This window comes from Microbacterium sp. HJ5, assembly GCF_054824025.1.
Genome location: NZ_JSYE01000052.1, coordinates 25,113 through 47,969, shown reverse-complemented (window position 1 = coordinate 47,969; position 22,857 = coordinate 25,113). Strand labels below are relative to the sequence as shown.

Below are 22,857 nucleotides of genomic sequence, written 5' to 3'. Positions count from 1 at the left end.
GGGGTCTCAGTCTACGTCGCGGCCGTTGGCACGCGATCTCAGGATGCCTGCGACTCGATGTCGCCGCGACGGAGCGGGTAGCGCGCGAGCGTGAGCAGGCTGAGAGCGATGAGCACGGCCGGTGCGAGGCTGAAGCTGACGACGATGCCCGTGATCGCGGCATCCGGCTGCGCCACCGTCTCGCCCGCCGTCGACGAGACGTACCCCGTCACCGCGAGGATCACCGACAGCACTGTCGCGCCCAGGGCGAACCCGACGGTCTCGCCCGCGGTCCACACGCCGCTGAACGACCCGGCGCGACCGGGGCCGTTCGTGCGCTCATCGTGCGAGATCACGTCGGGCAGCATCGCCATCGGCAGGGACTGCATGCCCGCGTAGGCGATGCCGGCGATGCCGACGGGCACGTAGATCCAGTCGCCCGGCATCCACAGAACGCCGACGATCGACAGCGCCGCCGCTGCGAAGACCGTGCTCGCGATCGCGAACGTGCGCTCCTTGCCGATGCGCCGGGCGACGACGCCCCACGCCGGGGCCGCGACGAGCGCGGGTGCGATGAGCGCGATGAACAGCAGCTCGATGGCGGCCTCGGAGCGCAGCACCCACGTCGCGACGTACTGCGCGCCGGCCAGCATCAGCCCCGTCGCCAGGGCCTGCAGCACGAAGGTCGACAGGAGCGCGCGGAACGGACCGCTGCGGCGGAGCGCCCGGATGCCGTCGGCGTAATGCTCGCGCATGCTCGTGCGGGCCGCGGCGGCGGGTGCGGCGGCGTCGCCGGGCAGCGGGGCGGCGCCCGGTGCCGGCAGCGCGCGCCGCGCGACGGTCGTGGCGACGAGCATGCCGAGGCCGATCACCACGCCGGCGACGACACCCATCACGAGGTAGCCGGTGACGGGGTCATCGGCCACGCGCCGCAGCGCCGGACCGCCGGCCCCGAACAGCAGGATGGCGAGGGTGAGCACCACGACGCGCCACGTCAGCAGTCGCGTGCGCTCGTCGTAGCGCGGCGTCAGCTCGGCGGGGAGCGCGATGTACGGCACCTGGAACAGGCTGAACGCGGTCGCCGTCAGCGTGAACGCCAGGAAGACCCAGATCGCGGCGGCCACCGGGCCGAGCGCGGGCGGCACGGCGAACGTGAGGGCGAAGAGCACCGGGATGCTGCACGCCCCGACGATCATGAGGCGCCGGCGCGTGCCGTGACGGGCGAGGTCGCGGTCGGTGAGAGCGCCGATGACCGGGTCGATCACGACGTCCCATACCTTGGCGAGAGTGATGACGAGGCCCGCTGCGAGCGCCGCGACGCCGAGCGAATCGGTGAGGTAGTAGGTGAGCACGAGGCCCGGCAGCGTGGCGAAGCCGCCGGTGCCGAGCGAGCCGGTGGCGTAGCGGGCGATGGTGCCGCGCGAGAGGCGGGTGCGCGCAGGAGCGGATGCCGCGGCCGCGCCGGCGTCGGGAGCGTCGGTGCTCATCGCGCCAGTGTAGGGCCGGGGCCTGCCGCGAGCGGGGCGGTTGTGGACAGACTCAGCCGAGATCCGCGACGGCGTCGCGCACCGCCCGCAGTCCCGTCAGCGTCTCGGCGAAGCTCGTCGACAGCGGCGACAGCCCGATGCGCAGTCCGTCGGGGTCGCGGTAGTCGGGGATCACGTCCTCGGTCCACAGCCGCGCCGTGACCGCGCGCATCGCGGGGTGCGACAGGGTCACATGGCCCCCGCGGTCCGCGGCATCCCTCGGCGACGCGACCGCCACGCCGAGAGGCGTGAGCACCGCATCGGCGACGCGCACGGCGAAGTCGGTGAGCGCGACAGACTTGTCGCGGATCGCCTCGATCCCGGCCTCCTCGATGAGCGCCAGCGTGTCCTGCATCGCGAGCATGCCGACGATCGGCGGCGTGCCCGACAGAAACCGCCGCATGCCTTCGGCGGGGCGGTAGTCAGGGCCCATCGCGAAGACGTCGGCGGTGCCCATCCAGCCCTGGATCGGCTGCGCGAGCGCCTCCTGGTGGCGCGCGGCGACGTACGCGAACGCGGGCGAGCCCGGTCCGCCGTTGAGGTACTTGTAGGTGCAGCCCACGGCGAGGTCGAAGCCCCACTCGTCCGCGCGCACCGGCACCGACCCTGCCGAGTGGCACAGGTCCCACACCACGAGCGCGCCGGCGTCGTGCGCGATCGCGGTGAAGGCCGCGGCATCCGCCAGATACCCCGAGCGGTAGGCGACGTGACTCAGCAGCACCACCGCCGTCGACGGCCCGACCGCCGCGCGCAGGGCGTCGGCGGTCACGCCGGTCGAGAGGTCGACGTCGATCCAGCGCACGCGGCCGCCGCGCTCGCGCGCGATGCCGTCGACGAGGTAGCGGTCGGTCGGGAAGTTGTCGCGGTCGACGACGATCTCGACGCGCGCCGGATCGGCGGCGTGCTGCGCGTCGAACGCGGCCCGCACGAGCTTGTAGAGGAGGACCGTCGTCGAGTCGCCGACGACCGTCTGCCCGGGCGCCGCGCCGATGACCGACCGTCCGATCGCGTCGCCGATGTCGAAGGGCAGCCGCATCCACGACTCGTCCCATCCGCGGATGAGCCGCCCGCCCCACTCGTCGCGGGCGAACGCGGCGAGCCGCTCGACGCTCGCACGCGGCGGACGGCCGAGCGAGTTGCCGTCGAAGTAGACGAGCGAGGTGGCGGCGCCGACGAACGCGTCGCGGTACGCCCGCAGCGGGTCGGCCGCATCGAGGGCGGATGCCTCGCCCGCGAGCTCGTCGATCGTCGCGGCCGCGGGGTCAGTGGTCGTCATGGATGAGCTCCTCGGACGGGACGACGGTCGCGCGCCCCAGCCACTCGGCGACGTCGTCGAGCGCAGCGGGCGGCGGACCGGGGACGAACGTCGAGACGCCGGCGGCAGCCGCCGCCGGCCACGGGTCGCACAGCGCGCGGACGAGTGCCTCGCCGCGGACGCCCGCGCGATCCAGCGCGCGCAGCTCGTCGACGAGCACACCGACCCGGCGGTCGCCGTTGCCCAGGTCGGTGCCATAGAGCACGGTGCCCCCGGCCGCGACGAAGGCCTCGAGGTTCGCGAGCGCGTTCGCCGTGGCTGCCCGGTCGCCCTGATGGATCCCGAGCGTGGAGATCCACGTCTGCCCGGCCGCCGCGGCGCGGCCGATCAGATCGTCGTCGAGCGCCTCGGTGAAGGGCGTGTGCGCGAGCGCGTCGACGCCCGCGTCGAGCGCGAGGCGCGTCATCCGCTCGCCTTCGACGTGGGCGACGACGGGGAGTCCGTGCCCGCGTGCGGCCGAGACGATCGCGTCGAGCATCGCCGGGTCGAAGACCGGCCCGGCGGCCGCGTTGAGCGCGACCTTGATGACGGATGCCCCGAACGACGCCTGTTCGCCGACCGCGGTCGCCGCGCCTCCGGGAACACCGGGGTGATCCGACGGATCCGTCGCGATGCGCACGATCTCGTCGGGGGCCCACGGCCGGCCCGAGGGGTAGCCGCCCGGAGCCGTGAGGAAGGCTCCTGCGTAGGACACGCGGGGCATGCCGTCGACAGGGCGCCGCGCGAGCCCGACCGGATCGCCGCCGAGATCGACGACGCCCGCGATGCCGCCGCCGGGCAGCGCACGCTCGTCGATCAGGTGCAGATGCACGTGGTGGTCGATGAGCGGCGGAAGCGTGACGCCGCTCTCTCCGGAGATCGCCCGGCGGCTCGGGGCGGCCGAGGCACCGAGCAGCGCCCTCAGGGCGAACGGGTCGGCGTGCACGTCAGCGGCCGATCTCGGTGCGCACGGCGAACAGCTCGGGGAAGAACGTCAGCTGCAGCGCTCGCTGCAGGAACGGCACGCCGCTCGAGCCGCCGGTGCCGGTCTTGAAGCCGATGATCCGCTCGACCGTCTTGAGATGCCGGAACCGCCACAGCTGGAAGTTGTCCTCCAGGTCGACGAGCTCTTCGCACGTCTCGTAGGCCGCCCAGTGCGCCTGCGGGTCGGCGTAGATGTCGGCGAACAGCGGCACGAGCTCGGGTGTGAAGGTCCACGCCTTCGTGACGTCGCGCTCGAGGATCTCGGCCGGGATCGGGTAGCCGGACCGCGCGAGCATCCCGAGGAATTCGTCGTAGAGGCTCGGCGCCTCGAGCGCCGCCCGCACCAGCTCGTGCGCGGCGGGCTCGGCCCCGAACACCCGCAGCATGGCCGCGTTCTTGTTGCCGAGCGTGAACTCGACCGCGCGGTACTGCGCCGACTGGAAGCCCGACGCGTTGCCGAGCACCCCGCGGAACTGCGCGTATTCGGCCGGCGTCAGCGTCGCGAGCACCGACCACTGCTCGGTGAGCGTCTTCTGGATGTGCTTGACGCGCGCGATGCACTTGAGGGCCGGGGCGAGCTGGTCGTCGCGCAGCAGCCGGCACGCCGCGCCCAGCTCGTGGAGCACGAGCTTCAGCCACAGCTCCGTGGTCTGGTGCTGGATGATGAACAGCAGCTCGTCGTGGTGCTCGGGGTCGCTCAGCGGCCGCTGCGCGGCCAGCAGGGTGCCGAGGTCGAGGTACCCGCCGTAGCTCATCCGATCGGCGAAGTCGGTGACGACCGTGCCCTCGATCGCCCGGGTGTTGCGTTCGACGCCTTCGCTCACGGGATCAGCCTAACGAGGGCGGATGCCGCTTCGTCAGGGGCTGTGGAGCCGGGCGGGCCGCTCGCCTCAGATGAGCGCGAGCTCGCGGAGCTTGGCCTCGACGTCGGCGTTCGTCGGCTCGACGTGGTGCGAGGAATCCGGGTACACCACGACGGGGATGTTGGTGCGACCCGAGATCTCGCGGGCCACGTCGGCGGCGGCGGGGTCGGCCACGAGATCCACGTAGGTGTACTGGATGCCCAGCGAATCGAGCTGGCGCTTGGTGCGGACGCAGTCGCGGCACCAGTCGGCGCCGAACATCGTGATCGTCGAGGGGGAGGAGGTCATGACCTCCATTCTCCCGGATGCATCCTGGACGAGGGCCGGACGCGGTCCGCCATCCCCGCTCACCGGTCCGAGTTCGCCCACGCGACGCGGCGTGCGACGATGGGACGCAGTGCAGCTGTCCATCATCGTCCCCACGTTCAACGAGGCTCCCAACGTCGCGGAGCTCGTCCGTCGCGTCACGGCCGCGGTCGCGGGGATCGACGCGGAGGTCGTCTTCGTCGACGACAGCACCGACGACACCCCCGACGTGATCCGCGAGGTCGCGGCATCCGCGTCCCTTCCGGTGCGGCTCGTCCACCGCTCGTCGCATGCGGGCGGGCTCGGCTCCGCGGTCGTCGAGGGCTTCGCGCTCGCCGAGTCCGACGTGTGCGTCGTGATCGACGGCGACCTGCAGCATCCGCCGGAGGAGATCCCGGTGCTGTACGAGCGTTTCCTGCGCGGCGACGCCGACGTGGTGATCGCCTCGCGGTACGTCGGCGGCGGCACGGCCACCGGGCTCGCCGACCGCACCCGCGTGATGGTGTCGAAAGCGGCGACCGCGTTGACGAGGGCCATGTTCCCCGTGCGGCTGCGCGACGTGAGCGACCCGATGACGGGGTACTTCCTCGTCGACCGCCGGGCCATCGAGGCTTCAACCCTGAAGCCGCGCGGGTTCAAGATCCTGCTCGAGATACTCGCGCGCAAGAACCTGCGGGTCGCCGAGGTCCCCTTCGACTTCGCGGGCCGTCACGCGGGCGAGTCCAAGGCGTCGGCGCGGCAGGGACTCCACTTCATCGCGCAGCTCACCGCCCTGCGGTTCGGCAAGATGTCGCTGTTCGCCGTCATCGGCGGACTCGGGGCGATCGTCAACATCGCGATCGTGTGGGCGCTCACCGCCGTGGGCGTGGACTACATCGTCGCGGCGGTCGTCGCGGCCGAGACCACGATCATCGGCAACTTCCTGCTCATGGAGCGGTTCGTCTTCCATGACATGCGCGACGCGGCGTCGAGCGGGTGGGCGCGGTTCGCCAAGTCGTTCGGGTTCAACAACGCGGAGGCGCTCATCCGGATCCCGATCATGGCGTTGCTCGTCGAGTCCTGGCACATCTCGGCCGTCCTCGCGACCGGGCTGACGCTCGTCGTGGCGTTCTTCGTGCGGTTCGTCTTCCACTCCCTCGTCGTCTACGCGCCCCGCAAGCCCGGTGTCGAGCCCTCGCGTGCGCGGCGGATCATCGAGCAGATCGACGAAGAGGTCATGCAGCCGGGCGAGCTGTAAGGCAGCGGATGCCTCGGTGAAGGCATCCGATCGGCATCTCAGTCGGCACGGTGCAGCGTCTCGCCGTCCTGCACGTACCGCTCGCCCGAATCGAGGCATCCGCGGATGGCTCAATCGTCGTCGAATCGGTCATGGCGTCCTTTCGGATTCGTCGCACGGCTTCCATACTGGGACAGTTTGTGGCTAGAATGCGCGCGGGACCCTCCGCGTACATGGGGAATTTCGTACGCGGATGTCTTCTCAGCCGGTTACCCGAAGACCGACGGGAAGGCAACTCCGACGAGGGCGTCGGGAACTGGGAAGCTCATGGGGATCAACCGGTCTCCGGTGACGGTTGCGCACAGCGCGCTGCCGTTCCGGACGAGGCTCGTCACTTTCGCTGCGCTCGCAGCGGTCGTCACCGCGCTGCTGCTCGTCGCTCCGCCGGGGCCGAAAGCTCAGGCCGCGAGCCCGTGCGGTGCGACGATCAACCCGATCACGTGTGAGAACCAGAAGCCGGGTGCCGATCCCGAGGAGTGGGACATCGATGGCGCGGGCGACCCGTCGATCCAGGGCTTCGCGAACGACATCTCGGTGAATGCCGGCCAGAAGATCGACTTCAAGGTCGACACGAATGCCTCGGCATACAGCATCAAGATCTACCGCACCGGGTGGTACCAGGGTCTCGGTGCGCGGTACATCACGACGGTGCCGGTGTCGGCGACGCTGCCGCAGAAGCAGCCTCAGTGCGTCTCCGACGTGAGCACCGATCTGTACGACTGCGGCACATGGCGTGTGTCGGCGTCGTGGAACGTGCCGGCCGATGCGGTGTCGGGTGTGTACGTCGCTCTCCTCGAACGGGCGGACAGCGGCGGCGCGAGCCACATCATCTTCATCGTGCGAAACGACGGCAGCACCTCGGACGTCGTGTTCCAGACGTCCGACCCGACGTGGCACGCGTACAACACCTACGGCGGCGCGAGCTTCTACCAGGGCGGGTCGAACGGGCGCGCGTTGAAGCTGAGCTACAACCGCCCCTTCTCGACCCGTGGGTTGGAGGACGGCCGGGACTTCTACTTCAGCTCGGAGTATGCGACGGTTCGGTTCCTCGAACGCAACGGCTACGACATCACCTACATCGCGGGGGTCGACACCGACCGCCGTGGTGCGGACCTCAAGAACCACAAGACCTTCCTCTCCGTCGGGCACGACGAGTACTGGTCCGGTGCGCAGCGGGCGAACATCGAGGCGGCGCGGGACGCGGGCGTGAACCTTCAGTTCCTGACGGGCAACGAAGGCTACTGGCGGACTCGGTACGAGGCCTCGATCGACGGCTCGCAGACGGTTTACCGCACGCTCGTGTCGTACAAGGAGACATGGGCGAACCGCAAGATCGACCCCAGCACCGAGTGGACCGGCACCTCGCGCGATCCGCGGTTCGCAACGCAAGCGCAGGGTGGACATAATCCCGAGAACGCGCTGACCGGGACGATGTACATGGTCAACCACGACGACCTCCCCGTCACCGTCTCGAGCGAGGAGGGCAAGCTCAGGCTCTGGCGGAACACGAGCCTCAGTTCGCTCGGGACAGGGGCCCGCGCAGCGTTGGCGCCGCACACCGTCGGTTACGAGTCGAACGAGGACGTCGACAACGGGCGACGGCCGGCCGGGCTCATCCACCTGTCGACCACGACGGGCGAGGTTCCGCAGTACCTCGTCGACTACGGGAACACGGTGGTGCCCGGCAGCACCGTTCATCACATCACCCTCTATCGGGCCGCGAGCGGTGCACTGGTGTTCTCGGCCGCAAGCATCCAATGGGGATGGGGTCTCGACCAGACTCATGACGGAAGTGGGGCTGCCGCCGACTCGCGGATGCAGCAGGCCCAGGTGAATCTCCTCGCCGACATGGGAGCCCAGCCGGGTTCGCTGATGGCGGGACTCTCCGCAGCGACCAAGAGCACCGATACCACGGCCCCGACGACGACGATCACCTCGCCGTCTACGGGCCAGAGCATCCCGCACGGCATGAGCGTCACCATCACGGGCACGGCCGCGGACGTCGGCGGCAGGGTCGCCGGCGTGGAGGTCTCCACGGACGACGGAAATACGTGGCACGCCGCCACGGGCACCACGGCGTGGAGCTACACATACCTGCAGCAGGGATCGGGCACGGTGACGCTGAAAGCCCGGGCCATCGACGACAGCGCCAACTTCGCCATGGCCGGCGCGACGCGGCAGGTGACCGTCACCGGGCCGTTCTCGGCCTTCGGCGCGCTGACTCCGTTGCTCGCATCCGCCGACGACACCCAGCCGGTGGAGCTGGGCCTGCGCTTCACACCCGAGGTCGACGGATTCGTCGCCGGGGTGAGGTTCTACAAGGGCGCGGCGAACACGGGACAGCATGCGGGAGCGCTGTGGGACGCGACCGGCGCCAAACTTGCCGGGGTCGTGTTCGGCACCGAGACGGTCACGGGGTGGCAGACGGCCGAGTTCACCACACCGGTGCAGGTGTACGCCGGCCAGGAGTACACCGTCTCGTATACGGCGCCGAGGGGCGGCTACTCGATGCAGGCGCGATTCTGGCCATACACCCCGAAGACGTCGCCCATCACGGTGAGTTCTGCCGTGGGGGCCGCTGCCGCCGGAGTCTATGGGGTCGCCGGCGTCCGCCCCACGAGCACGTGGACCGAGTCCAACTACTTCGTCGACCTGGTGTTCACAAGATCCGACACCTCGCCGCTGCGCGTGCTCACACATGCGCCTGCCGCAGGCGTGTCGAGCGTGCCTCTCACGACAGACGTGCGGGCGACATTCACTCGAGCAGCGGATCCGGCGACGGTGTCGCTCACGGTCACCGCGGCAGGCGGGCAGCCGGTCGCGGGAGCGACAACCTACGACGCCACGGCGAAGACGGCGATCTTCACTCCTTCCCAGAGCTTGGCCGCGAAGACGGCCTACACCGTGGGTATCTCCGCCGCTGACATGAACGGCGTCGCGTTGGAGCCCGGCGCGGGGTGGAGCTTCACCACGCAGGACGTCGACCGGCCCGCGGGTGAATGCCCCTGCTCGCTCTTCTCCGAGAGTCGCGTGCCCACGGTGGTCGCAGCGAACGACGGCGACAGCGTGACGCTGGGAGTGAAGTTCACCGTGTCGACATCCGGCACGGTCACCGCCGTCAAGTTCTACAAAGGCCCCGGTAACGGCGGCGCCCACACCGGGGCGATCTGGAGCGCGAGCGGCGAGCGGCTCGCTTCGGCGACGTTCTCCGGCGAGTCCACCCAGGGGTGGCAGACCGCGCAGCTGGACACGCCGGTGACGGTGCAGCCCGGCGTCACCTACGTCGCCTCTTATGTGGCGCCCCAGGGTCACTACGCGGCGACGGCGGGCGCGTTCTCCGCCGCCTACTCGCGAGGACCGCTGGCGGTTCCCGCGTCGGGTGCGGTGTTCACCTATTCCGGTGGATTCCCGTCCTCGCCCTCGACGACGGACTACGCGGTCGACATCGTCTTCGCGCTTCCCACCGACGTGCCGAGCGTCGAGAGCCGCACGCCCGCCGCCGACGCCGTCGGGGTCGCACAGAGCACGACGGTGTCGGCGACCTTCACGGAGACCGTGCAGTCCGGCTTCTCCGGCTCCGTGACCGCGGACGGCGTCGATGTCGCGGGCACGTGGACCCGCGACGCCTCGCAGAAGACCCTCACCTTCACACCCGGCGGAGCGTTCACCGCCGGAGCGCACGTCGTAGTGACGCTCACGGGGGTCAGGAGCGGATCGGGTACGCTCGCCGCGCCGATCAGCTGGGCGTTCACCGTCGGCGGCGGTGCGGCCGCGGTCAGCCTGTTCAGCACGGCGGCGCCGGTGGCGGTCGACTCGGACGCCTCCGCGGTCGAGCTCGGCATGGCGTTCACCTCCGCCGACGCTGGACGGATACGGGCTATCCGCTACTACAAGCCCGCGGGGACGACCGGCGCTCACGTCGGCTCGCTGTGGGGGCCCAACGGACAGCGCCTGGCCCAGGTGGCGTTCACCGCCGAATCGGCATCGGGATGGCAGCGCGCCGTGCTCAGCACCCCTGTCGCGATCGTCCCGGGCCTCGTGTACACCGTGTCGTACTACGCACCGAACGGCCGCTATGCCTACACCGCGCAGGGTTTCGCGGCGCCGGTCGCGAACGGGCCGCTGACGGCACTCAGCCCGGACAACGGACGCTACCGGTACGGAACGGGCGGCACGATGCCGACCTCGTCGTGGAACTCCTCCAACTATTTCGTGGACGTCGAGTTCCTCAGCGACGTCGGACCGTCGGTCACGATCGAGGCCGTGTCCCCCGACAAGGACGCCGTCGATGTCGCGGTGACGGCCGACGTGCGGGTGACGCTGACTGCGGATCCGGGAAGCCGGTCCGTCGCGGTGACGGTCGTCGGAGCGGACGGCGCTGTCGCGGGAGAGTCGACGTACGACGCGGCCGCGCGCCGCATCACCTTCGACCCGGTCGACCGGCTCGCGAGCGCGACGACGTACTCCGTGTCGGTCACGTCCGATGGCGCGACCGTCGACACGTGGACGCTCAAGACCGCACCGGCGATCCAGACGCTTTTCGGGACAGTATCCCCGCAGGGCGCGGACTCGGACACGGATCCCATCGAAGTCGGCACCGGCTTCCACGTCGCCGAGCCGGGATCGGTGACGGCGATCCGCTTCTACAAGCCCACCGGATCCACGGGGACGCACCGTGGAACGCTCTGGAACGCCGCAGGCGAGGCCCTCGGTCAGGTGGAGTTCACGAACGAGACCGCGTCGGGCTGGCAGCGTGCCCCGCTGGCGGTTCCCGTCCCGGTCCAGCCGGGCACCTCCTACACCGTCTCGTACTTCGCCGCAGACGGACGCTACGCCCGCACGAGCGGATACTTCGCGCAGGAGCGCACCGTCGGCTTCATCACGGCCCCCGCCGGGACTAATGGCCGCTACCTCTACACGCCCACGGGCGGGCTCCCGACCCTGTCGTGGAACGCGACCGCCTACTTCGTCGACGCGGAGGTCGACTTCAGCGGTGGTGAGACACCCCCGCCCCCGCCCGCCCTCACCAGCTTCGCTCCCGCAGCCGGTGCGTCGGGTGTGGATCCGGTGACGGCGGTGATCTCGGCGAACGTCTCCAACGCCTCCACGGCATCGATCCAGGTGACGTCGGCCGGCGCCTCCGTCGCGGGGAGCTCGGCGTTCGACCGCGCGACGGGTGCCGTGGTCTTCACGCCGACAGTCGCGCTGCAGCGTGGGACGACCTATGCCGTGGCGGTCACGGCCGACGGCTCTCCGGTTGCGGGCGGTACGTGGTCGTTCTCCACTCGCGCGGCAGTGACCATCACCTCGACGTCCCCCACGGCGGGTCAGTCCAACGTCAATCCGGTCGGCGCCACCGTCTCGGCGACGCTCGCGAATGCCGCCTCGGCGACGCTTGCGCTGACGACCGGTGGGACCGCGGTCCCCGGCACATCGAGTTTCGCCGCTTCTACCGGCGTGGTGACCTTCACTCCGTCCACCCCGCTCACCTGGGGTCGCACCTACTCGGTGACAGTGACCGGAGACGGCGCCGTGGTGGGCGCGGGCTGGTCGTTCTCGACCCTGCCGGTCGCGACGCTCTCCTCGACCACGCCTGCTGCTGCGGCGTCGAACGTCGACCCCGTCACGGCGAAGGTCACCGCGACCCTCGGGGGTGCCGTCTCGGCCGCGATCACCCTCAGGCTGGGAGCCGCGGCGGTAGCGGGAACGTCGAGCTTCAACTCCGCGACCCGCGTCGTCACCTTCACGCCTGCTGCGACCCTTGACTGGTCCAAGACGTACACCGCCACGGTGACGGGGAACGGGACAGCGGTCGCCAACGGCACGTGGTCGTTCACGACGATGGCCAAGCCGGACCAGGTGAGCCTGTTCACGACCGGCACACCGGCCAACGCGAACGCCAACGCACTGCTGGCCTACCAGGTCGGAACCCGGTTCCGCACGAGCGCTCCGGGCGTCGTCACGACGATCCGCTACTACAAGGGCACCCAGAACACCGGCACCCACACGGGCTACCTGAGGAGCGCGAACGGAACCGTTCTGGCACAGGTGACCTTCGGGAACGGGACCGCGTCCGGATGGCAGACGGCGGTGCTCTCGTCGCCTGTCCGGCTGACGGTCGGCACGGAGTACCGGGTGACGCTTCTGAACGCGTCGGGCCGCTACGCCGTCACCAACGGCGCCCTTGCATCGTCCGTGACGGTAGGACCCTTGTCGACCCTGGCCAATGGCGGTGTTGCGGGATTCGGGTCGATCAACCCGACGGCGACGAATGCCAACAAGTACTGGGTCGACGTCGTCTTCGATCCTGACAACTGACCAGGCGAGCAGATGACGCGAACGCGCGGGTGATGAGCTGACCGCTCCGGTGGGTGACCGGGGGAGAACAGATTGGGGGACTCCACATGGCGACGAGATTGAGGACCGCGGTGATCGGCGCGGGGTACTGGGGGCCGAACCTCGCCCGGAACTTCCGTGCCTCGACCGAATGGGACCTGGCCGCGATCTGCGACCTGGATCTCGCGCGGGCGCGGCGGGTGTCGGACGCCATCGGCGGAGTCGCCGTGACGGCCGATGTCGAGGACATCCTCGCGGATCCGACCATCGACGCGGTCGCCATCGCCACACCAGCCCGCACGCACCACCGGGTCGCGCTGGCCGCGCTCGACGCGGGCAAGCATGTCATCGTCGAGAAGCCGGTCGCCGACACACGCGAGCGCGGTGTCGAGATGGTCGAGCGTGCTCGGCAGAACGATCTCGTGCTCATGGCCGACCACACCTACTGCTACACGCCGGCGGTGCTCAAGATCCGCGAGCTCATCGAAGACGGTGCACTGGGCGAGATCCTTTTCGTCGACAGCGTCCGTATCAATCTCGGACTGATCCAGCCCGACGTCGACGTGTTCTGGGACCTCGCTCCGCACGACCTCTCGATCATGGACTTCGTCCTCCCGGGCGGGCTCGACGTCACGTCCGTCTCGGCGCACGGCGCCGACCCGCTCGAGACGGGCAAGGCCTGCATCGGATATCTCGCGATGCCTCTCGTCAGCGGCGGCATCGCCCACGTGCACGTCAACTGGCTGAGCCCGACGAAGATCCGCCAGATGGTCATCGGCGGCACTAAGCGCACCCTGGTGTGGGACGACCTCAATCCGCAGCAGAGGGTCAGCGTCTACGACCGCGGGGTCGATCTTGCCCTGCAGTCCAAGGAGACGGCCGACAGCCGGGCTTCGAACATCGCGTACCGGCTCGGTGATACGTGGGCACCGGCGCTGCCGGAACGCGAAGCGCTCGCCGCGGTCGCAGGCGAATTCGCTGCCGCCATCCGGGAGGGACGGCCGGCGCGCACAAGCGGTGACGCCGGTCTCCGCGTCCTGTCGGTGCTCGAAGCAGCGTCGGCCAGTGCACGCGTGTTCGGCGCACCCCGCCCCGTGGAGACCCTTCTCACGGAAGTTCAGGGAGTATGACCGACCTCGAAGGCACCCGCGTCCTCGTCACCGGCGGAGCGGGCACGATCGGTTCTACCATCGTCGACCAACTGCTCGCGGCAGGAGTCGCACACGTCGATGTGCTCGACAACCTCATCCGCGGGCGCCGCGCCAACCTCGACTCCGCTGCGGAGACGGGGCGGGTCGAGCTCGTCGAGGGCGACATCCGCGACGCGCGCCTGGTCGACGACCTGACCGTGGACAAGGACCTCGTCTTCCATCAGGCGGCGATCCGGATCACCCAGTGCGCCGAGGAGCCGCGACTCGCACTCGAGGTACTCGTCGACGGCACCTTCAACGTCGTCGAGTCCGCCGCGAGACATCGCGTGAAGAAGCTCATCACCGCGTCGAGCGCGTCGGTGTACGGAATGGCGGAGGAGTTCCCGACGACCGAGCGCCATCATCACGAGAACAACGACACGCTCTACGGCGCGGCAAAGACCTTCAACGAGGGTCTCGTCCGCAGCTTCCGGGCCATGCGGGGCCTCGACTATGCACTGCTTCGCTACTTCAACGTGTACGGCCCGCGCATGGACGTGCACGGACTGTACACGGAGGTCCTGGTGCGCTGGATGGAGCGCATCGCCGACGGCAGGCCGCCGCTGATCTTCGGCGACGGCATGCAGACGATGGACTTCGTGTGCGTGCCCGACGTCGCCCGCGCCAACGTCCTCGCTGCTCAGAGCGACATCGTCGAGGGTACCTACAACATCGCCAGCGGCACGGAGACGAGCCTGCTCGAGCTCGCCGAGGCGCTCCTGCGCGTGATGGGTTCCGGCCTCGGTGTCGAGCACGGCCCGGGCCGCGCCGTGAACGGCGTGGTGCGGCGCCTCGCCGATACGGCGGCGGCGAAGCGCGATCTCGGTTTCGAGGCGACGATCGGCATCGAAGAAGGGCTCCGGCAGCTGGTCGAGTGGTGGCGGCCGCTGCGCGACGAGATCACCGCGGGCCGAGAGGCGACCCTCACATGAGCAACCGCATCAACGTCATGGTCCCTTGGCTGGGCCAGGAGGAGGCGGATGCCGTCGCCGAGGCCATCGCGAGCGGCTGGATCGCCCAAGGCCCGCGGGTCGAGCAATTCGAGCAGGCGTTCGCGAAGGCGATGCACTCCCGGTATGCGGTGGCCACCAGCAGCTGCACGACGGCGCTGCATCTCGCGCTCATCGTGTCGGGGGTCGGTCCGGGGGATGACGTCGTCGTGCCGTCCTTCTCCTTCATCGCCACCACGAACGTGGTGCGGTACGTCGGCGCGAACCCCGTGTTCGCCGACATCGACCCGGTGACGGGCAACGTCACGGGCCACACCGTCGCCGAAGCGCTGACACCGCAGACGCGTGCCGTCATCGCCGTGGATCAAGGCGGGGTGCCCGTCGACATCGACGACATCCGCTCGTTCACCGATCAGCTGAACATCGTCGTCATCGAGGATGCCGCGTGTGGCGCCGGGTCGATCTACAAGGGCCTTCCGGTCGGTGCGGGCGCCGAGATCGCCGCGTGGTCCTTCCATCCGCGCAAGCTGCTCACGACCGGCGAAGGGGGTATGCTCACCACCTCGAACCCGGGCTGGGCAGATCGCGCGCGGCACCTTCGTGAGCACGCGATGAGCGTCTCGGCGGTCGATCGCCACACGTCGGTTCTGCCGCCGGCCGAGGAGTACACCGAGGTCGGGTTCAACTATCGGATGACCGACCTGCAGGCCGCCCTCGGCCTCGTGCAGCTCGGACGGCTTCCGCGGATGGTCGCGCGTCGGCGCGAGATCGCGGAGCGCTACCGGGCGGCGATCGACGAGATCGCCGGCCTCCGGGCAGTGGGGGACCCCGACTGCGGCAGGGGCAACTTCCAATCGTTCTGGGTCGAAGTCGCAGCCGACTATCCGACCGGCCGCGAGGGTCTCCTCGAGGCGCTCGCGGACGCGGACATCTCCGCCCGGCGCGGAATCATGGCCTCGCATCGCCAGCCGCCGTTCATGGAGCTCACTCCGGACGCCGGGCTGCCGGCCTCCGAGCGCCTCAGCGACAACACCGTGATCCTGCCCCTGTACCACCAGTTGACCGAGGAGGATCAAGATCGCGTGATCGCCGTCCTCCGTTCGCCGAACGGAGCAGGGTAGCTGTGGACGGAATTCTTCTGATCGGAGCGAGCGGCCTTGCGCGCGAGGTGCTCTCCGCGGGAATCACCGGTGTCGTCGGCATCCTCGACGACGACGCGGATCTGCAAGGAACCGACATCGCCGGGGTGCCTGTCGTGGGGGCCGTCCTCGCCGCCGCCGCTCGCACGGAGGCGCTGCTGGTGTGCGTGGGACGCAGCCATGCGCGTCGCAGCGTGGTCCGTCGACTTCACGACTCCGGGGTTGGCGAGGATCGGTACGCCACGTTCGTCAGCCGATCCGCTCGGATCGGCTCCTCGAGCAGCGTGGGCTCCGGCACGATCGTGCTCGACAACGTGGTGGTGACCGCGGACGCCGTGCTGGGGCGGCACATCGTCGTCATGCCGAACTGCACGATCACGCACGACGATGTCCTCGAGGATTTCGCGACGCTCGCGGCGGGTGTGTGCCTCGGCGGATCCGTGCGCGTCGCCGAAGCGGCCTACCTGGGCATGAACGCATCCGTGCGCCAGGGGCTCCGTGTCGGCGCGGCGGCGACCGTGGGCATGGGGGCGGTCGTGCTCGACGACGTGCCCGCCGGCGTCACGTGGGCGGGCGTGCCCGCACGCGAGATCGGACAGTCGGCGTGAGCATCCCGGTCCCCTTCCTCGACCTCGCCGCGCAGCAGGCGGAGGTCGCCGATGAAGTGATCGCCGTCTGGCGCGATCAACTGACTGCGGCGTCGTTCATCGGAGGACCCGAGGTCGAGGCGTTCGAGCACGAGTATGCCGAGTACATCGGCGTCGAGCACGTCGTCGGTGTTTCTAACGGCACGGACGCGCTCGAGCTCGCCTACCGCTCGATCGGAGTCGGCCCGGGCGACGAGATCATCATGCCGGCGAACACATTCATCGCGACGGCGGAGGCCGCGTCGCGGATCGGGGCGGTGCCGGTCTTCGTGGACGTGGACGACGATCACCTGCTGATCGACCCCGAGGCGGTCGAGGCGGCGATCACCTCTCGCACGAAGGTGATCACACCTGTTCATCTTTTCGGTCAGACCGCCCCGATGGAGCGCATCACCCCGATCGCCGACAAGTACGGCCTGGATGTCGTCGAGGATGCCGCGCAGTCGCAGGGTGCCTCCGGATCCGCCGGGCGCGCCGGTGCTCTAGGCCGTGTGGCCGCGACGAGCTTCTACCCGGGAAAGAACCTCGGTGCTGCGGGGGACGCGGGAGCGGTGATGACGGATGACCCTGACGTCGCAGCCCAAGTCCGCAAGCTGGCATGCCATGGAAGCTCCACGAAGTACGTTCATGCCAGTATCGGAATGAATGCACGGCTGGATGCCGTCCAGGCGGCCGTGCTGCGCGCCAAGCTGCGCCGACTCGATACCTGGAACGCCGCGCGATGCGAAGCGGCGCGGAGGTACGGGGAGCTGCTGGAGGGCATCGACGGGGTGCGCCTGCCCGCCGTCCGACCGGGCAACGAGGACGTGTGGCACCTGTACGTCATCCGCGTCGATGGGCGCGATCGCGTGGTGACCCAGCTCGGCGCTGCCGACATCGGCGTAGGGATCCACTACCCCACGCCGGTCCATCTGACGGCGGCATACTCGCGGCTCGGTCACTCGCGCGGGGAGTTTCCCGTCGCGGAGAAGGCCGCGGGCGAGATCCTCTCGCTTCCAATGTTCCCTCACCTGACGCGAGACCACCTCCAGGCCGTCGCGAACGCGCTCCAGAACGCGGTGCTCGCGGCGAGGAGGGCGGCGTGAACACGAAGCGTCGACCCGTCCCGCTCGGTGCGAAGCCGACCGTCACGGTCGTCATACCGCATTTCAATTACGGCGAGTTCCTCCCCTTCGCTCTGGCCTCGGCGCTCGGCCAGGGCGAGTGCGCGGTCGACGTGATCATCGTCGACGACGCCTCGACGGACGGAAGCGCAGCGGTGGCGCGCGAACTCGCCGAAAAGGACGACCGCGTGGCCCTGATCGAGCACGCGGTGAACAGGGGGCACATCGCGAGCTACAACGAAGGTCTCGCCGCCGCGACCGGAAAGTACGTGGTGCTGTTGTCGGCGGATGACGCGCTCGCGCCGGGAAGCCTCGCGAGATCCGTGGCTCTCATGGAGGCTGAGCCGAGCGTCGGACTCGTGTACGGAGACGTCCGTACGTTCGAGGATCATCTGCCGCCCGGGCAAGCCTCGCCGTCGAGCTGGGCGGGCGCGAAGGAGTCGTGGACCGTCTGGCGCGGCGGCGAGTGGCTGAGCCTCACCGCGCGTCGCGGCCGCAACGTGATCATGAACCCCGAGGTGGTCATGCGTCGCGATGTCCTGGCGAGCATCGGGGGGTACGACGCACGCTTTCCGCACTCCGCTGACCTCTACCTCTGGCTCCGTGCGGCGGCGCGGGCCGACGTCGGGCGTGTCAATGGAACCGTTCAGGCGTTCTACCGGGTGCATCGGGGCAACATGCACAGCGTCCAGTTCGGCGGGCTGCTGGACGACTACTCGGCGGTGCGGGATACCTTCGACACCTTCTTCCGCGAGGATCACGGACTGATCCGCGAGCCGGCCATTCTGCAGCAGCGCGCGCGCCGTGCCATAGGCCGGGAGGCCATCCGCAGAACGGTGCTCCTCCCGGTCTCCGAGCCGCCGCAGTCCGTGGACGCGCTGCTACGCTTCGCCGCGGAATCCGACCCGGACGATCGAGTCCTGCGGAGCATCTATCGCAGAGCCATCGACATGGGCCTGCGGGCACCCCTGCGAGGAGCCGGGCGCCTGCGGTGGAAGGTCCGCTATCAGCGTGAGCTGAGGTCCGGGCTATGAATGGCGGTCAGGGCGAGGGCGCCGGGCCGCTCGCACACCAGGCCGTCACGGCCGTCCTCTGGAGTGCGTCGCAGAAGTGGATCGCGAGAGTCGGCGGGTTCGTGACCATCGCGATTCTGACGCGGATGCTGACCCCCGCGGAGTTCGGCACGGTCGCCGTCGCAACAGCGATACTGCCCATCGCCTACCTGCTCGCCGACATGGGATTCTCCACGTACGTCGCGCAGGCCCGAGACATCGAGCAGCGCCTGCTCAGCACGGCGTTCTGGTTCTCCTCGATCGCCGGGCTCATCCTCGCGGGCGGGCTCTTCGCCGCCGCCCCGCTGCTGGCCTGGATTTTCCGCGTCCCCCAAGCCGCAGACGTCGTGCGCGCACTCGCTCCCCTCGTCGTGCTCGTGACCCTGAGCTCGGTCTCGATCGCCCTGCTTCGCCGCAGGCTGCGGTTCCGGGCGCTGGCTATCCAGTCCTTCGCGGCCAGCATCGGCGGTCAGGTGACCGCGATCGGGATGGCGCTCCTCGGCTTCGGGGTCTGGGCACTGGTCGCGCAGATGCTCGTCTTCCAGCTGATCACCACGGTGTGCGCCGGGATCGCGGCGGGATGGCTGCCGAGCTTCCGCTTCTCCCGCGTGGAGTTCTTCCGTATGACGGCCTTCGGCGCCAAGGTCGTGGGCGTCGATCTCTTCGGGCTGCTCCGCCAATGGGCCGAGTACGCGATCATCGCGGCGTTCGTCGGCGCGACGGGCCTGGGCTATCTCAGCATCGCACAGCGCCTCGTCCAGATCGCTCAGGATGTCACCGCGGCGGCCGTGCTCCCGGTCTCGACCGTGGTCTTCTCACGCGTGCGCACCGATCCCGTCCGACTGCGCGGCGGGTACCGACGTGCCCTCGGGCTGACATACGCGGCTGTCGTGCCCGTGATGATCTTCCTGTGCGTGAGCTCGCCCGAACTGGTGCCGTTCGTGTTCGGCGACCAGTGGGATGCGAGCGTCGTCCCCGCGCAGGTGCTCGCTATCACCGGCATCCTGACGATGGTGGCCATGCTCGATCATGGGCTTCTCTACGGGCTCGGGCGCCCCGGCGCGTGGTTGGTCTTCGCCGTGGTCGTCGATGTCGCCACCGTCGGCGTCGCACTCGTCACCGCGCCGCACGGGCTCGTCGCGTGGTGCTGGGGGTTCTTGGCGGTTGCCGTCGTGGCCACTCTGGGACGTTGGCCGATCGTTGCGCCGCTCGTCAGGATGCGATGGACCGATCTCGCGGCCGCCGGGCTGCGGGCCGGACTGTGCGCCGCGCTGAGCGCGGGCGCCGGGGTGTTCGCTGACGCAGCGCTGCGCGACGTCGTCCCGGTCGCGGCCATTGCGGTGACGGGGATCGTCGTCCTGGCGGTGTTCGTCGCAGCGATGCGCGTCGTCATGCGCCCCGAGTTCGACGACATCGTCCGACTCGCGCGGTCGAGAACGGGGCGGTTCAGCAAGACGAAGGAGGAGCAGTGAGCTGCGTTCAAGAAAGATCCATGGCCCCGACCCCGTCAAACGCGGGAGCCGCGGAACGTGCGCTGTTGTCGCCCCGGGTGATCCGGGACGCGCTCACCGTGGTCGCGCAGTGGAATGTCGGCGCGCGCATCCCCATCGTTCGCCGATACAGGAGAGGGGCGTGATCGTGGAACTCGATCGCGAGCATGTGTCCCGGTCACTGCGGGGAACGAGGATCGCAATCCTCGTGCAGAACCTGCCGGTGCCGTTCGACCGTCGTGTGTGGCAGGAGGCGACCTCGCTGGCGGACGCCGGCGCCGATGTGACCGTCGTCTGTCCGAGCGATCAGCGTCATCCCGTGGGCGACTTCGTCATCGAGGGGGTCACCGTGCAGAGGTATGAGGCGCCGCGCGAGGCCAAAGGCCTGCTCGGCTACTTCGATGAGTACGGGGTTTCGCTCCGGCGCATGGCCGATGTCTTCGAGCGCCTGCGGATCAGCAGACCGTTCGACATCGTTCACTTCTGCAATCCGCCGGACCTTCTCTATCTCGTCGCCAAACGCGCAAAGCGCAAGGACGGCAGCGTGCTGGTGTTCGATCAACATGACCTCGGCCCCGAACTCGTCGCAGCGAAACGGATGCCGCTGCCCTGGCTGGTCGCCGGTGTCGCGCGGTTCTTCGAGCGCCGTACGTACGCATGGGCGGATCATGTGATCTCGACGAACGACAGCTACCGTGACATCGCGATGCGTCGGGGCCGCTTCAGCGGGGAAGACGTGACGGTCGTGCGCTCCGGGCCTCACCGCTCGTGGGCTGCGTATCGCCCGACCGGTGAGGACTGGCATCGCGGCCGCCGGTTCCTGCTCGGCTACGTCGGCGTGATGGGGCGACAGGAGGGGATCGAGTATCTGATCGATGCCGTCAAGATCCTCGTCGCGGAACGGCACATGGATGTGCATCTCGCGCTGATCGGCTCGGGGCCCGACCGAGATCGACTGGAGGGACTCGCGCGTCGTGGCGGGGTGGCAGATCGGATCGAATTCCACGGGCGCGTGCCTGACGGTCAGATGAAGAGCATCCTCGCCGATGCCGACGTCTGCGTGAATCCGGACGAGGTCAACGCCATGAACGACCTGTCGACGATGAACAAGATCATCGAGTACATGGCGCTGGGAAGGGCGATCGTGCAGTTCGACGTGCGCGAGGGCCGCTATTCGGCCGGGGACGCTTCGGTGTATGCCGACCGCGACAACGACGCGCGAAGCTTCGCCCACGCGGTGGAGCGAGTGCTGAAAGACCCGGAACTCGCGCGAGCGATGGGCGACGCCGGGCGGACTCGATTCGAGGAAGTCCTGTGCTGGGAGATCCAAGCCGAGAGGCTCATCTCTGCATACAGCCGATTGACGACGGCGCGCATGTCTGCTGCGCACCCTTCGCCGCAACGGAGATTGAGGAGTGTGGCCACATGAGAGTTGCAGTTTTCGGGCTCGGGTACGTGGGCAGCGTGACCGCTTCCTGCCTGGCGGATGCGGGACACGAGGTCGTCGGCGTCGACGTCGCGCAGGCGAAGGTCGACGCCATCATGCGGGGGAACGCACCGCTGGCGGAGCCGGGGCTGAGTGCCCTCATTCGCGGCGTGGTCGACTCCGGGCGCTTGACGGCGACCACTGACGTCGCCGGCGCCCTGACTGGCGCCGAGGCCGCGGTGATCTGCGTAGGAACGCCCTCCGCGCCGAACGGCTCGTTGGTCACCGGCTTCGTCGAGACGGTGCTCGCGGAGATCGCAGAGTTCCTCGACGGCAGCGGGGCGGCCGGTCGCCTCGCCATCATCATACGGAGCACCCTTCTGCCCGGTACGACCGAACGTCTCGTCGAGTCTCGTCTGCCCGTCGTGAACGGCGGTCGATACGGTGTCGCCTACTGTCCGGAGTTCCTTCGAGAGTCGACGGCGATCGACGACTTCCGGCATCCGCCCTTCACGATCATCGGGACCGACGACGACGTGACGTTGAATACCGTCATCCGGCTGTTCGAGTCCGTTGGTGCGCCGATACGCCATGTCACAGTAGCGACAGCGGAGTCCGTCAAGTACGCGAGCAATGCCTTCCACGCCGTGAAGATCACGTTCGCGAACGAGATCGCTCGGTTCGCCGACGCGTACGGAGTCGACGCGGACACGCTGATGGCCCTGTTCGTCGAGGACAAGATCCTCAACATCTCCGAGCGGTACCTCCGGCCGGGAGGTTCGTTCGGCGGGTCGTGTCTGCCAAAGGACGTTCGCGCGTTGACGTACGCGGCGCGCCGCGTCGATGTCGACGCGCCCCTGCTGGAGAGCCTGCTCGTCAGCAACTCGTCGCACACACGGCGCGTCGTGGACCACGTGCTCGCACTCGGGTGGCGGAGGGTGGCGCTCTTCGGACTGGCGTTCAAGAGCGGAACCGACGACCTTCGGGAGAGCCCGTATGTCGACATCGCCGAGACGCTGACGGGCAAGGGCGTCGAGGTGCGCATCTACGACGCGGTCGTCCACCCTCCGGAGCTCGTCGGGAGCAACGAGTCGTACATCCGCCTCCGACTGCCGCACCTCGAGAGGCTCCTGTTCGAGTCGCGCGCCGCCGCGATTGAAGGTGTGGAGGGCATCATCTTGGGCTCCGATCGGACACCGGACGACTTTCTCGCTCCATCGGAGATCCCGGTGCTCGACGCGAACACACCCGCGCGGCACTGGCCGCAGCTCGCGCCTGTCGTCGCTCGATGACTGA

At 69.2% G+C, this 22,857-nt stretch carries 16 protein-coding genes; 11 read left to right on the top strand and 5 right to left on the bottom strand.

The genetic code is table 11. The features are described from left to right. Positions 1-38 precede the first annotated feature (38 nt). The 5 genes from OB08_RS16325 to OB08_RS16305 all read right to left on the bottom strand — a co-directional run bounded on the left by OB08_RS16325 (position 39) and on the right by OB08_RS16305 (position 4,934). On the bottom strand, positions 39-1,466 hold the full coding sequence (locus OB08_RS16325; RefSeq protein ID WP_461476602.1) for an MFS transporter: 1,428 nt from the start codon (positions 1,464-1,466) through the stop codon (positions 39-41). Between the two features lie 52 nt (positions 1,467-1,518). After that, entirely contained in the window at positions 1,519-2,781 is a 1,263-nt protein-coding gene (locus OB08_RS16320; RefSeq protein ID WP_461476601.1) for a kynureninase, read from the bottom strand. Continuing rightward, a complete protein-coding gene (locus OB08_RS16315; RefSeq protein ID WP_461476599.1) occupies positions 2,768-3,745 on the bottom strand; it encodes an amidohydrolase family protein in 978 nt (325 codons plus the stop codon). Before OB08_RS16315 ends, OB08_RS16320 begins: the two co-directional genes overlap by 14 nt. Before the next feature lies 1 nt (position 3,746). Next, entirely contained in the window at positions 3,747-4,607 is an 861-nt protein-coding gene (kynA, locus tag OB08_RS16310; protein WP_461476597.1) for a tryptophan 2,3-dioxygenase, read from the bottom strand. Positions 4,608-4,673: 66 nt separating this feature from the next. After that, complete coding sequence (locus OB08_RS16305; protein WP_461476595.1) at positions 4,674-4,934, bottom strand: glutaredoxin family protein; 261 nt, start codon at positions 4,932-4,934, stop codon at positions 4,674-4,676. A gap of 109 nt (positions 4,935-5,043) precedes the next feature. Here OB08_RS16305 and OB08_RS16300 point away from each other — a divergent pair, with 109 nt between their 5' ends. The 11 genes from OB08_RS16300 (at position 5,044) to OB08_RS16250 (ending at position 22,853) form a co-directional block, all read left to right on the top strand. Beyond that, positions 5,044-6,189, top strand: coding sequence for a glycosyltransferase (locus OB08_RS16300; protein ID WP_461476593.1), 1,146 nt, complete (start codon positions 5,044-5,046; stop codon positions 6,187-6,189). A 327-nt stretch (positions 6,190-6,516) separates the two neighbouring features. Beyond that, entirely contained in the window at positions 6,517-12,546 is a 6,030-nt protein-coding gene (locus tag OB08_RS16295) for a DUF4082 domain-containing protein (protein ID WP_461476591.1), read from the top strand. An 86-nt stretch (positions 12,547-12,632) separates the two neighbouring features. Then, positions 12,633-13,694: a Gfo/Idh/MocA family protein gene (locus OB08_RS16290; protein WP_461476589.1), complete on the top strand. Its 1,062-nt coding sequence runs from the start codon at positions 12,633-12,635 to the stop codon at positions 13,692-13,694. Continuing rightward, positions 13,691-14,686, top strand: coding sequence for an NAD-dependent epimerase/dehydratase family protein (locus OB08_RS16285; protein ID WP_461476587.1), 996 nt, complete (start codon positions 13,691-13,693; stop codon positions 14,684-14,686). Before OB08_RS16290 ends, OB08_RS16285 begins: the two co-directional genes overlap by 4 nt. Further along, positions 14,683-15,825 (top strand): DegT/DnrJ/EryC1/StrS family aminotransferase, encoded by a 1,143-nt coding sequence (locus OB08_RS16280; protein WP_461476585.1) that lies wholly within the window; start codon positions 14,683-14,685, stop codon positions 15,823-15,825. Before OB08_RS16285 ends, OB08_RS16280 begins: the two co-directional genes overlap by 4 nt. Positions 15,826-15,827: 2 nt before the next feature. Further along, positions 15,828-16,451 (top strand): NeuD/PglB/VioB family sugar acetyltransferase, encoded by a 624-nt coding sequence (locus tag OB08_RS16275; RefSeq protein ID WP_461476583.1) that lies wholly within the window; start codon positions 15,828-15,830, stop codon positions 16,449-16,451. Next, complete coding sequence (locus OB08_RS16270) at positions 16,448-17,575, top strand: DegT/DnrJ/EryC1/StrS family aminotransferase (RefSeq protein WP_461476581.1); 1,128 nt, start codon at positions 16,448-16,450, stop codon at positions 17,573-17,575. Before OB08_RS16275 ends, OB08_RS16270 begins: the two co-directional genes overlap by 4 nt. Beyond that, positions 17,572-18,627 carry a glycosyltransferase family 2 protein gene (locus OB08_RS16265; protein WP_461476579.1) on the top strand — a complete coding sequence of 352 codons (1,056 nt, stop codon included), beginning with the start codon at positions 17,572-17,574 and terminating at the stop codon, positions 18,625-18,627. Before OB08_RS16270 ends, OB08_RS16265 begins: the two co-directional genes overlap by 4 nt. Then, positions 18,624-20,117: a lipopolysaccharide biosynthesis protein gene (locus OB08_RS16260; protein ID WP_461476577.1), complete on the top strand. Its 1,494-nt coding sequence runs from the start codon at positions 18,624-18,626 to the stop codon at positions 20,115-20,117. The genes OB08_RS16265 and OB08_RS16260 overlap by 4 nt, the downstream gene beginning before the upstream one ends. A gap of 160 nt (positions 20,118-20,277) precedes the next feature. Beyond that, on the top strand, positions 20,278-21,564 hold the full coding sequence (locus OB08_RS16255; RefSeq protein ID WP_461476575.1) for a glycosyltransferase family 4 protein: 1,287 nt from the start codon (positions 20,278-20,280) through the stop codon (positions 21,562-21,564). Beyond that, entirely contained in the window at positions 21,450-22,853 is a 1,404-nt protein-coding gene (locus OB08_RS16250; RefSeq protein ID WP_461476573.1) for a nucleotide sugar dehydrogenase, read from the top strand. Before OB08_RS16255 ends, OB08_RS16250 begins: the two co-directional genes overlap by 115 nt. Positions 22,854-22,857 lie beyond the last annotated feature (4 nt).

Excerpts from the sequence above, each read along its gene's own strand:
- OB08_RS16290 (WP_461476589.1), top strand. The coding sequence starts at position 12,633 with ATGGCGACGAGATTGAGGACCGCGGTGATCGGCGCGGGGTACTGGGGG.
- OB08_RS16285 (WP_461476587.1), top strand. The coding sequence starts at position 13,691 with ATGACCGACCTCGAAGGCACCCGCGTCCTCGTCACCGGCGGAGCGGGC.
- OB08_RS16320 (WP_461476601.1), bottom strand. The coding sequence starts at position 2,781 with ATGACGACCACTGACCCCGCGGCCGCGACGATCGACGAGCTCGCGGGC.
- OB08_RS16260 (WP_461476577.1), top strand. The coding sequence starts at position 18,624 with ATGAATGGCGGTCAGGGCGAGGGCGCCGGGCCGCTCGCACACCAGGCC.
- OB08_RS16280 (WP_461476585.1), top strand. The coding sequence starts at position 14,683 with ATGAGCAACCGCATCAACGTCATGGTCCCTTGGCTGGGCCAGGAGGAG.
- OB08_RS16305 (WP_461476595.1), bottom strand. The coding sequence starts at position 4,934 with ATGACCTCCTCCCCCTCGACGATCACGATGTTCGGCGCCGACTGGTGC.
- OB08_RS16325 (WP_461476602.1), bottom strand. The coding sequence starts at position 1,466 with ATGAGCACCGACGCTCCCGACGCCGGCGCGGCCGCGGCATCCGCTCCT.